Source organism: Arthrobacter phoenicis (genome assembly GCF_047238215.1).
In the GTDB taxonomy this organism is placed as follows: domain Bacteria; phylum Actinomycetota; class Actinomycetes; order Actinomycetales; family Micrococcaceae; genus Arthrobacter.
This window is the reverse complement of sequence record NZ_JBDFMK010000001.1, coordinates 2,393,077-2,407,239: the sequence shown is the minus strand read 5'-3', so window position 1 is coordinate 2,407,239 and position 14,163 is coordinate 2,393,077. Positions and strand designations below refer to the sequence as shown.

The 14,163-nt window shown below is 71.1% G+C and carries 13 protein-coding genes; 1 reads left to right on the top strand and 12 read right to left on the bottom strand.

Annotated elements, in window-relative coordinates:
• Window positions 1-10: 10 nt before the first annotated feature.
• The 12 genes from ABC337_RS11315 to ABC337_RS11260 form a co-directional block, all read right to left on the bottom strand.
• Window positions 11-1,000 carry a DNA topoisomerase IB gene (locus ABC337_RS11315; RefSeq protein ID WP_412883869.1) on the bottom strand — a complete coding sequence of 330 codons (990 nt, stop codon included), beginning with the start codon at window positions 998-1,000 and terminating at the stop codon, window positions 11-13.
• Between the two features lie 91 nt (window positions 1,001-1,091).
• Entirely contained in the window at window positions 1,092-2,540 is a 1,449-nt protein-coding gene (locus ABC337_RS11310) for an FAD-dependent oxidoreductase (protein WP_412883870.1), read from the bottom strand.
• Between the two features lie 44 nt (window positions 2,541-2,584).
• Window positions 2,585-3,853, bottom strand: a complete 1,269-nt coding sequence (gene cobA, locus ABC337_RS11305) for a uroporphyrinogen-III C-methyltransferase (protein WP_412883871.1) — start codon at window positions 3,851-3,853, stop codon at window positions 2,585-2,587.
• 106 nt (window positions 3,854-3,959) lie between these two features.
• Complete coding sequence (locus tag ABC337_RS11300; RefSeq protein WP_412883872.1) at window positions 3,960-4,889, bottom strand: ABC transporter permease; 930 nt, start codon at window positions 4,887-4,889, stop codon at window positions 3,960-3,962.
• Window positions 4,879-5,604: an ABC transporter ATP-binding protein gene (locus tag ABC337_RS11295; RefSeq protein ID WP_412883873.1), complete on the bottom strand. Its 726-nt coding sequence runs from the start codon at window positions 5,602-5,604 to the stop codon at window positions 4,879-4,881. Before ABC337_RS11295 ends, ABC337_RS11300 begins: the two co-directional genes overlap by 11 nt.
• A 38-nt stretch (window positions 5,605-5,642) precedes the next feature.
• On the bottom strand, window positions 5,643-6,830 hold the full coding sequence (locus tag ABC337_RS11290) for an ABC transporter substrate-binding protein (RefSeq protein WP_412883874.1): 1,188 nt from the start codon (window positions 6,828-6,830) through the stop codon (window positions 5,643-5,645).
• Window positions 6,831-6,932: 102 nt separating this feature from the next.
• Complete coding sequence (locus ABC337_RS11285) at window positions 6,933-7,664, bottom strand: hypothetical protein (protein WP_412883875.1); 732 nt, start codon at window positions 7,662-7,664, stop codon at window positions 6,933-6,935.
• Window positions 7,665-7,753: 89 nt separating this feature from the next.
• Window positions 7,754-9,184, bottom strand: a complete 1,431-nt coding sequence (locus ABC337_RS11280; RefSeq protein ID WP_412883876.1) for a sulfate adenylyltransferase subunit 1 — start codon at window positions 9,182-9,184, stop codon at window positions 7,754-7,756.
• Entirely contained in the window at window positions 9,184-10,146 is a 963-nt protein-coding gene (gene cysD / locus ABC337_RS11275) for a sulfate adenylyltransferase subunit CysD (RefSeq protein WP_412883877.1), read from the bottom strand. Before cysD ends, ABC337_RS11280 begins: the two co-directional genes overlap by 1 nt.
• Window positions 10,143-10,886, bottom strand: coding sequence for a phosphoadenylyl-sulfate reductase (locus ABC337_RS11270; RefSeq protein WP_412883878.1), 744 nt, complete (start codon window positions 10,884-10,886; stop codon window positions 10,143-10,145). The genes cysD and ABC337_RS11270 overlap by 4 nt, the downstream gene beginning before the upstream one ends.
• A complete protein-coding gene (locus tag ABC337_RS11265; RefSeq protein WP_412883879.1) occupies window positions 10,850-12,604 on the bottom strand; it encodes a nitrite/sulfite reductase in 1,755 nt (584 codons plus the stop codon). Before ABC337_RS11265 ends, ABC337_RS11270 begins: the two co-directional genes overlap by 37 nt.
• Window positions 12,605-12,692: 88 nt before the next feature.
• The gene (locus tag ABC337_RS11260) at window positions 12,693-13,424 is read right to left on the bottom strand and encodes a sirohydrochlorin chelatase (protein WP_412883880.1); all 732 of its coding nucleotides are present in this window, start codon (window positions 13,422-13,424) and stop codon (window positions 12,693-12,695) included.
• 58 nt (window positions 13,425-13,482) lie between these two features.
• Between ABC337_RS11260 and ABC337_RS11255 the strand changes: the two genes are divergently transcribed.
• The gene (locus ABC337_RS11255; protein ID WP_412883881.1) at window positions 13,483-14,154 is read left to right on the top strand and encodes a trimeric intracellular cation channel family protein; all 672 of its coding nucleotides are present in this window, start codon (window positions 13,483-13,485) and stop codon (window positions 14,152-14,154) included.
• Window positions 14,155-14,163 lie beyond the last annotated feature (9 nt).

The window sequence follows — 14,163 nt, the reverse complement described above, 5'->3', positions numbered from 1 at the left end:
TCAGCGCAGCTCAGCGCAGCGGCACCACGTTGCCCTCCTGGTAGAGCAGGGCGCGGATCTCCGACTCGGCCGAGTCCAGCCGCTTGGGGTCGATGGTCTCCCCCGCGGCGAAGTGGTCCAGCAGCCGCGGGTCGACGTAACTCTTGCGGGCGATCGAGGGCGTGTTGCCGAGGACGGCGGAGGCGTCCACCATGGCCCGGCTCACCGCCCGCTTCCGTGCCGAGACCTTGGGCTGCGGACCGCTCTTGGCCAGGCTCACCGCGGCCGCGACGGTGCCCCGGAGGGTCCGGAAGTCCTTGGCGGTGAAGTCGCCGCCGGTGCGCTCCTTGACGTACTCATTGATTTCGGCGCTCGTCACGGGGTGCCAGCTGCGGCCGTTCTTGTAGGCGAGCAGGCGGGCGTTGCCGCCGCGGCGCTTGAGCGAGCGGACGACGGCAGCCAGGTCGGCGTCGTCGATGCGGGACTCCCAGGTCTTGCCGCTCTTGGCCGGGAAGGTCAGGCGCAGCTCGTCCTTGCGGACGGTGACGTGGGCGCAGAGCAGGGTGGCGAGGCCGTGGCTGCCGTTTTCGTTCGTGTAGCGCTCCGAGCCGACCCGCAGCGAACCGCTGTCGAGCATCCTGAAGGCGGCCGCGAGGACCCGCTCCCGGGTCAGACCCTCGGACCGGAGGTCCAGCGTGACCCCGCGCCGGGCGGAGGGCAGCGTCTCGGCGAGCTGGAGCGACCGGTCGAACTTCACCCGGTCCTTCCGCTCCCGCCAGGTCGGGTGGTAAATGTACTGCCGGCGGCCGACGGCATCCACACCCGTGGCCTGGATGTGCCCGTTCTCGTAGGGGGCGATCCAGACGTCCGTCCAGGCCGGCGGGATGCCGAGGCCTTCCAGCCGGTCCCGGAGCTCGCCGGGCGGAATGGTGGAACCGTCCAGGTCCTTGTAGCTGAACCCGGACCCGGAGGGCACGCGTCGGTAGCCGCGGCCGGAGGCGTTGCTGCGGCGGAGCCTCACCGGAGCGGCCCGAGCATCGAGTGTGCGTTCATGACGGTAAGCCTACTGACTATCCGCCCGGAATGCCGCCACTTTGGACGCGCGGTGTTCCTTAGACCTGCGCCGTCACTCCGCCGCGGGAGATCCCCACCATCTCGTCCCGGGGGACCACCTTGATGCGCTCGCGCCGGAGGCCCGCGTCAGCGGCGCGGCCGCCCAGGTCCCGTTCGTGGGCGTCCAGCGCCAGCCATCCCTCCCAGGTGGTGAAGTCGGTGCCGCGTTCCTCCAGCAGGGCGACGACGGCGTCCGGGGCAGGTGCCGGGGCGGCCGGGAGGGTGTCCCGGTCCTCCAGCAGGAGGGTGATGGTCTCGAGGGCGTCGCCCTTGGTGTGGCCGATCAGGCCGACCGGGCCGCGCTTGATCCAGCCGGTGGCGTAGATCCCGGGGACCGGGCTGCCGGCGGTGTCCAGCACCCGGCCGCCGTCGTTCGGGATCACGCCCTTGCTGTGGTCGAAGTCCACCTCGGGGAGGGCAGAGCCGAAGTAGCCGATGGCGCGGTAGACGGCCTGGGCCGGGTAGTCGACGAACTCGCCGGTGCCGCGGGCGTTGCCCGTGCCGTCGAGTTCGGTCCGTTCAAAGCGGATCCCGGCCACGGTGCCCGGCGCCGTCGCGTCGTCGTACACCTCGACCGGGCTGTGCAGGAAGTGCAGGTGCAGCCGCCGCGAGGCCGTGAGCTCGGAGAGGTCCTCGGGCTGCTCGGCGATCCAGTTCGTCAGCGTGCCCACCATGGTCTTGATCTGGTTGTTGGACTGAATCGCCTCATCCGAGGCCTCATCGAACTCGAAGTCCTCCGCGTAGAGGACGATGTCCACGTCCTTGGAGTGGGAGAGTTCGCGCAGTTCCAGCGGCGTGAACTTCACCTGCGCCGGGCCGCGCCGGCCGAACACGTGCACGTCGGTGACCGGGGAGGCTTTCAGCCCGGCGTAGACGTTGTCGGGGATCTCGGTCACCAGCAGGTCGTCGGCGTGCTTGGACAGGATCCGGGCCACGTCCAGGGCCACGTTGCCGTTGCCGATCACCGCGATCTCCTTGGCCTCCAGCGGCCACTCCCGCGGCACGTCCGGGTGCCCGTCGTACCAGGAGACGAAGTCCGCGCCGCCGAAGGAACCCTCCAGGTCGATGCCGGGGATGTTCAGGTCCGCGTCCTTGATCGCACCGGTGGCGAAGATGACCGCGTCGTAGAAGGCCCGGAAGTCGCTGAGAGTAAGGTCGCGGCCGTAGGTGACGTTGCCGAAGAAGCGGATGTCGCCGCGGTCCAGGACCTTGTGCAGGGCGTTGACGATCCCCTTGATCCGGGGGTGGTCCGGGGCCACGCCGTAGCGGATCAGGCCGTAGGGCGCCGGGTACCGGTCGAAGAGGTCGATACTGACGGTGAGCGCGCCGCTGGTGACGGCCTCGCTCTTGGTCAGGATGTCCGCGGCGTAGACGCCGGCCGGACCGGCGCCGATCACGGCGACGCGGAGGGGACGCGCTGGGGTTCCTGTGGGGAGGGTTGCTGACACGGCTGTGTTCCTTTGGTTCGAGCGGTGGCTGGTTCCGGGCGTGCCTAGGGGGCGGCGACGCGCGGGGTGTTCGGGGAGGTGGTGCTGTAATCCGCGGTCTTGAAGTACGGCGGGGCGTAGGGGCTGACCCGGACGACGTCGCCGATGACCACGACGGCGGGGTTCGCCACCCCGGCGGCCTCCGCCTGGTCCGCGATGGTCCCGAGCGTCCCGATCGTGACCCGCTGGTTCGGCAGGTAGCCGTTCTCCACGATGCCAACCGGCGTTGCCGCGGGCAGACCCGCCGCCGCGAGGGTGGCCGCGGATTCGCCCAGCCGCCCGACGCCCATGAGCAGGACGACAGTGTGGTCGGCCCGGGCCGGCACCTCCGCGAGCTCCTCGTGGCCGGTGACCACGCTGAAGCCCCTGGCCAGGCCGCGGTGCGTGACCGGGATGCCGGCGGCGGCGGGGACGGACACCGCGGACGTCACGCCGGGGACGAGTTCGACGTCCACGCCGTGCTGCCGGCAGTACTCGGCCTCCTCGCCGCCCCGGCCCAGGACGTACGGGTCGCCGCCCTTGAGCCGGACCACGCGGTGGCCGGCCAAGGCCTCGGCCACGAGGATCCGGTTGATCTCGGCCTGCGGGACGGGGTGGTGGCCGGGGGTCTTGCCGACTTCCACCACGCGGACGTCGGGGGCGAGTTCGTCGAGCAGTTGCCGGGGTCCCAGCCGGTCGGCGACGACGACGTCGGCCTGGCCCAGGAGGCGCCGGCCGCGGACGGTGATCAGGCCGGGGTCGCCGGGGCCGCCGCCCACCAGGGCGACGGAGCCGGTGGCTGCGTCCGTCTGAACGCGGTGGCGGCGCAGCGGCAGGTCGCCGGTGTCCAGGGCGGTGGCGACGGCGTCGCGCAGCGCCATGGCCCGGCGCGGGTCTCCCCCGGCGTTGATGGCGATCTTGACGTCGTCCACGACGGCGACGGCGGGCGTCCAGGCGGCGGACGCCTCGTGGTCGGAGGCGTTGACGCACCAGGTCCGCTGCGCCTCGGCGTCGGCGGCGACCTGTGCGTCCACGGCCGGGTTCCCGGTGGCGGTCTGGATGAACCAGGCGCCGTCGGCATCGCCGGGGCGGTAGGGCCGGGCCTTCCAGGCCAGGAGCCCGGCGTCGGCCAGCTCCCGCACCCCGGCCCCGGCCTCCGGGGCGACGAGCGTGACCCGGGCGCCGGCGTCCAGCAGGCCCTTGGCGCGACGGGCGGCGACGGGTCCTCCGCCCACCACGAGTACTGGGCGGCCGAGCAGGCGCAGTGCCGCGGGATAGATGTCCTGGATGGTCATGCGTCGAGGGTAGGTCCGGGCCGGGCGGGCCGACCAGCGGCCGGGAAACACCGGTTCACGCGAGGTCACGGGGCGTCATCTGGGCTGTCATCTCTGGTCCGCCGGCTCAGCGGGTGCTGCCGGCCAGGAGCCCGCGGCGGCGGAGCAGGTGCTTCTCCACCGGGGCGAAGACCAGCAGTTCCACCAGGATGCCGATGGCGAGGATGAGCAGGATCGCGGCGAGCACCACCGTCATGTCCGCGAGATCGCGGCCCTGGTTGAGCAGGGAGCCCAGACCGAAGCCCATGCTGCCGCCCACGGTGATGATTTCGGCGGCCATCAGCGAGCGCCAGGAGAAGGCCCAGCCCTGCTTGAGTCCGCCCAGGTAGCCGGGCAGCGCGGCGGGCAGGATGATCCGGAGGGTCAGGTCCAGCCGGGAGGCGCCGAGGACGGAGCCGACGCGGCGGTACTGCGGGGGGATCTGGTCGACGCCGGAGATCAGGCCGTTGATGATCGACGGGATGGCCCCCATCAGGACCACGAAGTAGACGGTGGCGTCGCTGAGGCCGAACCAGATGATGGCCGCCGGCACCCACGCCACCGAGGGCAGCACCTGCAGTCCGGAGATCAGCGGCCCGAAGGCACGCCGGAGCGGGGCCACCTGGGCCAGCAGCAGGCCCAGCGGCGTCGCGATGAGCACGCTGATGACGAATCCCGCGGCGCCGCGCTGCAGGGAGGTAGCCACGGCCTGTTGCAGGGTGGCCTCACCCCAGAGGGCACCGAGCTGCCCGGCGACGTCGAGCGGACCAGGGACCAGGTCGCGGCGTTTGATGCCGAGCCAGGCGTAGGCCTGCCAGGCCAGGAGGAGCACGGCGAGCGCGGCCACCGGCAGCAGCACCCGGGACCAGTCGATGCGGGCGGTCCGGGCAGCGGCGGACTGCAACGAGTCCAGGCCGGCCTCCAACTGGCGGAGGTCTTCGACGCCGGGACGAACAGTCTCCTCCCGGGCGCCGGCCGGGGCAGCTGCTTCGGGTGCGGCGGTGGGGCTAGTGGGCATGGCGGCGGATCTCCTCGCGTAGCCGGGCGGTGATGGCGCCGGTAAGTTGTCCGGCCAGTCCGGGGTCGGTGCGGTGCTCTTCGGTGACCTGCCATTCCTGGACCACCCGGCCCGGGCGGGAGGAGAGCAGCAGGACGCGCTGGCCGAGCCGCACCGCCTCGGCGACGTTGTGGGTGACGAAGATGATGGTCCGGCCGGTTTCCTGCCAGACGCGTTCCAGTTCGTCGTGCAGCAGGTCCCGGGTGATGGCGTCGAGCGCGGCGAAGGGTTCGTCCATCAGTAGTAACGGCCGGTCCTGGGCCAGAGCCCGGGCCAGGGCCACCCGCTGGCGCATGCCGCCGGAGAGCTCGTGCGGGCGTTTGCCGCCCGCACCGGAAAGGTGCACCAGGTCCAGCAGTTCCCCGGCCGTCCGGCGTCGTTCCGCCTTCCCCACCCCGCGGAGCGTGAGGGCCAGTTCGACGTTTTCCCGGGCGGTGAGCCAGGGAAAGAGGGCCGCGTCCTGGAACATGAACGCCGCCCCGTCGCTGGGCACCTCAAGGGCTCCTGCGGTGGGCGCCTCCAGCCCGGCGATGATGTTCAGCAGGGTGGATTTCCCGCAGCCCGAGGCGCCCAGCAGCGCCACGAACTCACCGGCGCCGATGCTGGCGTTCACGTCCTCCAGGACGGGCGCGCCGTCGTCGAAAGTCTTTCCGAGGTTTTCCAGCAGTACCGGCATGAGGAGGTCCTCCCTTGGTTGCGGTGGTGGCGGGGTGGTCAGTCCCTGCCCAGGCCCCGGGCGGACACGTGGGTGGCGGAGACGGCGTTGAGGGCTGTCAGGTCGAAGATGCCGCTGATGTCCGCGGGTTTGGTGATGCCCGCGTCCGCCCCGTCCTGCAGCAGCTTCGGGTAGGTGCCGGCGAGCGGGTCGACGGTGAAGACGATGTTCTGCAGGGAGCGGTCCACGACGTCGGCGGGCAGCTCGGCACCCCCGGCGTCCTTGAGCGCGGTATTCAGGGCGGCGGCCTTCTCCGCGGCCGGGGCGTGCTGCAGCCAGTCCACGGCCTGGACGTGGCCCTTGAGCAGCGCCTTGACGGTGTCCGGGTGGGCCGCTGCGTAGGCCTTGTTGACGATCAGCACGGTGGTGGGGAACTGTCCCGGGGCGCCGGACAGCGAGCCGTCCCAAAGGTCCTTTTCGTCCACCAGGACCTTGGCGCCAGCCTGCAGCACAAGCCGGGACGCCCAGGGTTCGGGCAGCCAGGCGCCGTCGAGCTTTCCGGCCTGGAAAAGCTTGAGGGTCTGGGCATTCTCGGTGGGGTTGATGGTGACGTCGCCGCCGCCGCCGGGGCTGACGTGGAAGCCCTGTCTGCCCAGCCAGGCCCGGAGCGCCACGTCCTGGGTGCCGCCCAGTTGCGGGGTGGCGAGCGTCTTTCCGCGCAGCTGGTCAGGCGTGCTGATCTCCGGCCGGACCACCAGTTGGGCGCCTCCGGAGGCGGCACCGGCGACGATGCTGATGGATTCGCCCTTGCTCTTGACGAAGGAGTTGATCGCCGGGCTGGGGCCAATGTAGGTGGCGTCGATGGCGCCGGCGTTGAGGGCCTCGATGGCGGCGGGGCCGGCGTTGAAGACCTGGGTGCTGAGCCTGGTCTGGCCGAGGCTTGCGGCGATGAAGCCCTTGCTGACGCCGATCAGGGCGGCACCGTGGGTGACGTTGCCGAAGTAGCCGAGTTTGAGTTCGGCCGCGGGGGTGCCCCCGGCCGTGCCGGCGTCCGGGCCCGGTGCCGGGCCGCGGCTGACGGTGGAGGCCACGGCGGCGCCCGCCCCGATGAGCAGGGCGAGTCCGACGGCGACGCCCACCTCGAGGCCGCGGCGGCGCCGGGACTTGTTGTGCCGGGTTTTGTGGTGCCGGGAAGGTCCCGGTTCACCGGCAACGATCCGGGTGGTCCGGGGCTGTGAGCTTGTCATGGCTTCACCCTAGGGAGCAGTCCGAACCGGGTTAAACGGTCCGGAAACCGGGGGTCACGGGGGTTCACGCAGCGTCACACTGGGCGCCGCACCGGGACGGGGTCAGCCCTGCGGCGGTGTCGGAAAGCGCGGTGAGTAGCGGGTCCAGAGGCCGAAGTAGCGGCGGCCGCTGCGGACCAGCGCGACGGCGAGGTACGCGACGGCGGCGACCGCGCCGAGCCCCACGGTGACGGGCACCGGGGCGGCCAGGGTTCCGGCGGCGGCCGCGGTCAGGAGGCCCGCGAGCGCGGCGTTGACCGCGGCGATGAAGACCATGCTGCTGCCCAGGAACTGGCTTACGTGCCTCCGGTTGCGGAAGAAGAAATAGGTCTGCTCGGAGCCGGACCGGTCGTCGTGCGGGGAGGACATCAAATACGGCGCCAGCCCGGGGTCCAGGCTCACATACCCCGCCCGGATCCGGTTCATGGCAATCACGTACATCAGGTCCTCGATGCCGACGTTCATGACACGGACCTGGGTGAGGACTCCCACCAGCGTCACGAAGCCGAGGACCGAGAGCTCGTACACCGGGAACAGCCCGGTGAACCCCGTCGCCTGGCCCACCAGGGCCAGGCTGACCAGCCCGGCGGAGGTCAGCGTGAGGAACATGCTGATCCGGGTCAGGACCTCGCTCTGGGTGGTGCTTCGGGAGGCCAGCAGGCTCCAGTGTTCGGTGGCGAGCAGTTGCGCCCGCACCGCGGGCGGCGGCCCGGCGGGTTCACCGCCAGGGCCAGATTCCAGTGCAGAGCCGCGTTTCGGCGCTGGGGCCGGGATGGGAGCCGTGTTCTCCGGCATGGCGCCCATTGTCCTCCACCGGTTTGGCAGCGGCTAGGGTCGTTGGGCGCCGCCTCCGCCGCGGCTCAGATGGCGACTCAGATGCTGGCTCAGATGCTGTAGCGCTCGTCCTCGTGGTCGCCGGGGTGGTCCCGGACCAGTCCCGCGGCGAGGGTGTTGCCGTCCCGCGGGTCGATCACCAGGAACGCGCCGGTCCGCCGGTGGCGCTGATAGTTCTCCAGCGGCAGCGCAGCGGCAAGCCGGAGCTGGGCGTGGCCGATGTCGTTCAGTTCCAGCGTGGTGGCCGGTTCAACCCGGAAGCTGCCGAGGTCCAGCCTGCCGCTCAGGGTCCGGACCAGGGCCTGGACAGTGCGGGTGCCGTGTTTGACCAGCACCTTGGCCCCCTCCCGCAGCGGCTTAGGCGAGAGCCAGCAGAGCGAGGCGTACAGGTCGGCGGTGGACTCGGAAATCGTCCCGGCCGCCGCGATCGTGTCGCCGCGTGCGACATCGAACTCGTCCGCCAGCCGCAGCGCCACCGACTGCGGGGCCACGGCCTCCGTGAGCTGCCGGCCGGCGAAGTCGATCCCTGTGACCGTGGTATTCCGCGGCGCCTGCCCGGGCGTCAGGACGGTAACCGAGTCACCGAGCTTCACCGCGCCCTCCGTGATCTGGCCGGCGTAGGCCCGGTAGTCGCGGTACGCGCCGGGGTTGAGGCCGCGGGCGATCGCGTCGGGGGCCAGCGCCCCCTGCGGCCGGACCACCAGCTGGACCGGGAAGCGGAAGCTTTCCAGGTGGGTTTCGATCTCGTCCGCGGCCGGGAGGGTCTCGAGTATCTCCAGCAGCGCCGGTCCGCGGTACCAGGGGGTGCGCGCGGACCGGTCGACGACATTGTCGCCGTCGAGCGCGGACACCGGAACCACCAGCAGCCCGGAACCGTCCCCGTCCCCCAGCCCGAGTTCGCGGCCCACGTGCTGCACCTCGGCCTCGATGGTGCGGAAGACGTCCTCGCTGAAGTCCACCAGGTCGATCTTGTTCACCGCCACGATCACGTGCGGCACCCGCAGCAGGTGCAGCACGGACAGGTGCCGGCGGGTCTGTTCCAGGACGCCCTTGCGGGCATCGATGAGGACCACGACGGCGTCCGCGGTGGAGGCTCCGGTCACCGTGTTCCGGGTGTACTGCACGTGCCCGGGGCAGTCGGCGAGGATGAAGCTGCGCCGGTCGGTGGCGAAGTAGCGGTAGGCGACGTCGATGGTGATGCCCTGTTCCCGTTCGGCGCGCAGCCCGTCGGTCAGCAGCGCGAGGTCGATCCGCTGCCCTCCGGTCTCCCCGTCCGCCGCGCCGAAGCCGCGGTCCGCGGAGGTACGGGCAACGGCGTCGAGCTGGTCGGCGAGGATGGCTTTCGAATCGTGCAGCAGCCGGCCCACCAGGGTGGACTTGCCGTCGTCGACCGAGCCGGCGGTGGCGAACCGGAACAACGAGGCGGAGGAGAGTCCCAGGTCTGCGGCGGCGGCATCCTGGGTGGCGGGAATGGTGCTCATTAGAAATAGCCGTCTTTCTTGCGGTCTTCCATGGCGGCCTCGGAGATGCGGTCATCGGCCCGGGTGGCGCCACGTTCGGTGATGGTGGAGGCGGCAACTTCAATCACGACGTCGCGCACGGTGGCGGCGGCGGATTCGACGGCGCCTGTGCAGGACATGTCCCCGACGGTGCGGTAGCGGACCGTCCTGGTGATGACCTGCTCGTCGGGGCGGGGTTGCGAGACCTCCCCGACGGCGAGCCACATGCCGTCGCGGGCGAAGACCTCGCGCTCGTGGGCGTAGTAGAGGCCGGGCAGGTCGATGTTCTCGCGTTCGATGTAGCGCCAGACGTCCAGTTCGGTCCAGTTGCTGATCGGGAAGGCCCGGACGTGCTGGCCCACGGTGTGCCGGCCGTTGTACAGGTTCCAGAGTTCCGGGCGCTGGTTGCGCGGGTCCCACTGGCCGAATTCGTCGCGCAGGCTGAGGATGCGTTCCTTGGCCCGGGCCTTGTCCTCGTCCCGGCGGCCGCCGCCGAAGACGGCGTCGAACCGGTTGCGGCTGATCGCGTCCAGTAGAGGCACGGTCTGCAGCGGGTTGCGGGTGCCGTCCGCGCGCTCGGCCAGCTCGCCGGAATCGATGAACTCCTGCACGGAGCCCACCACCAGCCGGAGTCCCAGCCGCTCCACGGTCCGGTCCCGGAACTCGATCACCTCGGGGAAGTTGTGCCCGGTGTCCACGTGCAGCACCGGAAACGGCACCTTCCCGGGCCAGAACGCCTTAGTGGCCAGGTGCAGCATCACCACGGAGTCCTTGCCCCCGGAGAACAGCAGCGCGGGCCGCTCAAACTCGGCAACAACCTCCCGGATGACGTGGATTGCCTCGGACTCGAGCGTGTCGAGGCTGGAAAGGCGGGCCGACGGGGGAGCCGCAGCGGCATCTGCTGTGGAGGCGTAGCCAGCCACGAAAGTCTCAACATTGCTCATACGTGTAGTCCGCATTCTGTCTTGTCGGTTCCGGCCCAGCGGCCGGCGCGGGGGTCCTCGCCGGGGGCGACCTGGCGGGTGCAGGGCTGGCAGCCGATGGAGGGGTAGCCACTGGCGAGCAGCGGGTTGACAGGCAGGAGGTTCTCCTCCGAGTAGGCCACCAGCTGGTCGAAGGTCCAGGCCGCCACCGGGTTGACCTTGACCAGTCCGTTGGCTTCGTCCCAGGTCACAAGCGGGGTGTTGGTGCGGGTGAGAGCCTCGTCGCGGCGGACGCCGGTGAACCAGAGTTCGTAGCCGGCCAGGGTGCGGCGCAGCGGGGCGACCTTGCGCAGCGCGCAGCACTGGGCGGCGTCGCGGGCGAAGAGCTCCTTGCCCAGCAGCCGGTCCTGCTGCTCCACGGTGGTCTCGGGCAGCACGTCCACGACAGTGACACGCAGGTTCGCGGCCACCTCATCCCGCGTGGCGTAGGTTTCCGGGAAGTGGTACCCGGTGTCCAGGAAGAGCACGTCGACGCCGGGGATCCGTTCCGCGACGAGGGCAGGCAGGACGGCGTCGGCCATGGAGCATGCGACGGCGACGGCGGGCCGTTCGAAGGTGCGCGCCACCCAGCCGATCACCTCGCCGGCCGGGGAGTCCCAGCCGAGTTCGGCGGCCCCGGCAGCGGCGAGGGCCTTGAGCTCCTCGCGACTACGGAGGGCGGCGGTCACTGCAGGTCCCCTTCGTCGGCGGCGAAGGCCCATTCGGCGAAGCTCTGGCCCTCGGTCCTGGTGGCGGCGAACTTTCGCACCACCCGCTCCACGTAGTCGGGCAGTTCGTCGGCGGTGACCTTGAGACCCCGCACGGTGCGGCCGAGGCCCGCTTCCTCCCGGTCCGTGGAGGCGAGTCCGCCGCCGAGGTGGACCTGGAAGCCGGGGGTCGGGTCGCCGTCGGGCGTGGGAAGCATCATGCCCTTGAGGCCGATGTCCGCCGTTTGGATGCGGGCGCAGGAATTGGGGCAGCCGTTGATGTGCAGGGACAGCGACTCCGGCAGCTTCCCGGTGTCAACGAGGTCGGCGAGGCGCCGCTCCAGCTCGGCCACCGCCGTCGCCGCCGTCGCCTTGGTTTCGACGATCGCGAGCTTGCAGAATTCGATGCCGGTGCAGGCGATGGTGCCGCGGCGGAACACGGAGGGCCGGGCGGAGAGGCCCAGGGCGTCGAGCTCGGCGACGAGCGGTTCCACCTGGTCGCCGGGGACGTCCAGGACCACGAGCTTCTGGTGCGGGGTGGTCCGCAGCCGCCGCGAACCGCGGGATTCGAGGGTGTCGGCGAGGGCCACCAGCTGGCTGCCGGAGAGGCGGCCGGCCACCGGGGTGGCGCCGATGAAGAACCTGCCGTCCTTTTGTTCGTGGGCGCCGATGTGGTCGCCGGGGGTGGCGGGCTTGGGCGCGGCCGGGCCGTCGCTGAGCGTGTAGCCGAGGTATTCGTCCTCAAGGACCCGGCGGAATTTTTCCGGACCCCAGTCGGCCAGCAGGAACTTGAGCCGGGCCTTGGTGCGCATCCGCCGGTAGCCGTAGTCGCGGAAGATGCTGGTGACGCCGAGCCAGACGTCGGCGGCCTGGTCCGGGCGGACGAAGGCGCCGAGGCGCTTGCCGAGCATCGGGTTGGTGGAGAGCGCGCCGCCCACCCAGAGGTCGTAGCCGGCGCCGAGTTCGGGGTGGACCAGGCCCACCAGGGCGACGTCGTTGATCTCATGGACCACGTCCTGGCTGGGATGGCCGGTGATGGCCGTCTTGAACTTGCGCGGCAGGTTGGCCAGCTCGGGGTCGCCGATGAAACGCTCGGCGAGCTCCCGGATCAGCGGGGTGGGATCGATGATCTCGTCCTTGGCGATCCCGGCCACCGGGGAGCCCAGGATCACGCGGGGCACGTCGCCGCACGCCTCCGTGGTGGACAGTCCCACCGCCTCGAGGCGGCGCCAGATCTCGGGGACGTCCTCGACCCGGATCCAGTGCAGCTGGATATTCTGCCGGTCCGTGAGGTCGGCCGAGTCCCGGGCGAAGTCCACGGAGATCCCGCCGATGACGCGCAGCTGCTCGGTGGTGAGGGCGCCGCCGTCGATCCTGACCCGGAGCATGAAGTACTTGTCCTCGAGCTCGTGCGGCTCCAGGGTGGCTGTCTTGCCGCCGTCGATCCCGGGCTTGCGCTGGGTGTAGAGGCCCCACCAGCGGAACCTGCCGTGCAGGTCGGTGCCGTCGATCGAGTCGAAGCCGTGCTTGGCGTAGACCGACTCGATCCGCTCGCGCACGTTCAGGCCGTTGTCTTCCTGCTTCCAGGTTTCGTTGGCGTTCAGCGGCGCGGTGCCATCCACCTTCCACTGCCCGTGCGGCTTGGCGGCGGGCCGGCCGGGCCTAGCGGCGCGGGCCGCACGGCCGCCGGCGGTCTGGTCCTGGGGCGCTCCGGCTAGAGCTGTATCAGTCATGGCTCGACTGTAGGGGCGGGCCGAATCGGCCGACAACGGATCAGAAACGCGGGGTCACCGTGGGCAACAATTCGTCATCTGCGGACCTTTAGGATCCGGCCACGGCCGCGTCGTAGCGGTCCAAGGCGATCCGGGCGAGGTCCGGGGAGGGCAGCAGCGGCGCGGTGACCAGGTCCGCCCCGGCCTTGGCGAGCTGGTTGTGGAAGAACCCGGGCGCCAGCAGGTAGGACGCGATCACCACCCGGCCGCCGAGGTCGACGGCGCCGGCGGACGCCCCGGCCCCCGCTCCCCCGGCAGCCTCCTCACGCAGCATTGCGACGGCCTCGGGAACGGACGGTTTCGCGGAGGCTCCGTAGGCGGCGACGATCCGGTTTGAACGGAGGGCCCGCAGCTGACCCACGAGCTCTTCGACGTTGTCCGCGGCAGTGGGGTCGGAGGAGCCCGCGGCGGCGACAATCACGGCGTCGTTGTCCGTCACCCCGGCCTCCCGCAGCCGACGGTCCAGCAAGGCGGCGAGGCGCGGGTCCGGTCCCAGCGGCGCCGCGGCGGCCGTTCCTGGGCGGCTGCCCACGGCCCGGGCGATGTCCACCTTGACGTGGTAGCCGATGCTCAGCAGCAGCGGCACGACGACGGCGCTCCGCCCGGCGGGGAGCCCCGCGACGACGTCGGGCAGGGCGGGCTCCTGGACGTCGACGTAGGCCTCGAGGACCTCCAGTCCGGGGCGGAGGGCGGCGATGGCGGCGCGCAGGGCGTTGACTTCGGCGGCGCCGTCGGGGTTGGCGGTTCCGTGGGCGCAGGCGATCAGGAGGGGGCTATCCATAGCCGTTAGCGTAACCTTGGAGCCGCCCCTCCGCCCCGCCGAAAAAACCAGGACCGCCATGACCTTTTCCTTCAGCCTCGTCCTGGTGTGGTTGGACCTGGCCGGTGTCTTCTTCTTCGCGGTGTCCGGGTCGCTGCTGGCGGCGCGGAAGGAATTCGACATTGTCGGGTCCCTGCTGCTGGCCTCGGTGGTGAGCCTGGGCGGCGGCGTCATCCGGGACATCATCATCAACAATGGTTCCCCGGCGGCGTTCACCAACCCCGCCTACCTCGCTCCCCCGCTGCTGGCGACCGTCCTGGTGTATTTCCTCTACTCGAGCGTCCAGCGGTTCACCTCGCTGCTGGTGCTCTTCGACGCCGGCGGCCTGGCCCTGTTCTGCATCACAGGCAGCCTGAAGGCCCTCGCCGCGGGGATGCACCCGGTGGCCGCGGTGCTGCTGGGTGTGACGACGGCGGTGGGCGGCGGCCTGCTCCGCGACATCACCGCCAACGAGGTGCCGCAGCTCTTCGACCCGGGCGACCTGTACGCCCTTCCCGCGTTCGCCGGCGCCGGGTTGACGGTGGCGCTGTCCGTGACGGGCTCCTTCAACCCGGTCACCGGACCGGTGGTGGCGGCCCTGGTTTTCGCGTTCCGGGTCACCGCGTGGCGGCGCCGCTGGCGGGTTCCGCTGGCCGTGCGCGGCTGGCACCGGCTGGGCCTGGGCCGGGCGGGGAGAGGGCCCGCGGATTAGCTAGGATAT

Bases quoted from the DNA above. Each gene is read 5' to 3' on its own strand.
- cobA (WP_412883871.1), bottom strand. From the start codon at position 3,853: ATGACCATCCAGGACATCTATCCCGCGGCACTGCGCCTGCTCGGCCGC.
- ABC337_RS11300 (WP_412883872.1), bottom strand. From the start codon at position 4,889: ATGCCCACTAGCCCCACCGCCGCACCCGAAGCAGCTGCCCCGGCCGGC.
- ABC337_RS11295 (WP_412883873.1), bottom strand. From the start codon at position 5,604: ATGCCGGTACTGCTGGAAAACCTCGGAAAGACTTTCGACGACGGCGCG.
- ABC337_RS11290 (WP_412883874.1), bottom strand. From the start codon at position 6,830: ATGACAAGCTCACAGCCCCGGACCACCCGGATCGTTGCCGGTGAACCG.
- ABC337_RS11285 (WP_412883875.1), bottom strand. From the start codon at position 7,664: ATGCCGGAGAACACGGCTCCCATCCCGGCCCCAGCGCCGAAACGCGGC.
- ABC337_RS11280 (WP_412883876.1), bottom strand. From the start codon at position 9,184: ATGAGCACCATTCCCGCCACCCAGGATGCCGCCGCCGCAGACCTGGGA.
- cysD (WP_412883877.1), bottom strand. From the start codon at position 10,146: ATGAGCAATGTTGAGACTTTCGTGGCTGGCTACGCCTCCACAGCAGAT.
- ABC337_RS11270 (WP_412883878.1), bottom strand. From the start codon at position 10,886: ATGGGCCTTCGCCGCCGACGAAGGGGACCTGCAGTGACCGCCGCCCTC.
- ABC337_RS11265 (WP_412883879.1), bottom strand. From the start codon at position 12,604: ATGACTGATACAGCTCTAGCCGGAGCGCCCCAGGACCAGACCGCCGGC.
- ABC337_RS11260 (WP_412883880.1), bottom strand. From the start codon at position 13,424: ATGGATAGCCCCCTCCTGATCGCCTGCGCCCACGGAACCGCCAACCCC.
- ABC337_RS11255 (WP_412883881.1), top strand. From the start codon at position 13,483: ATGACCTTTTCCTTCAGCCTCGTCCTGGTGTGGTTGGACCTGGCCGGT.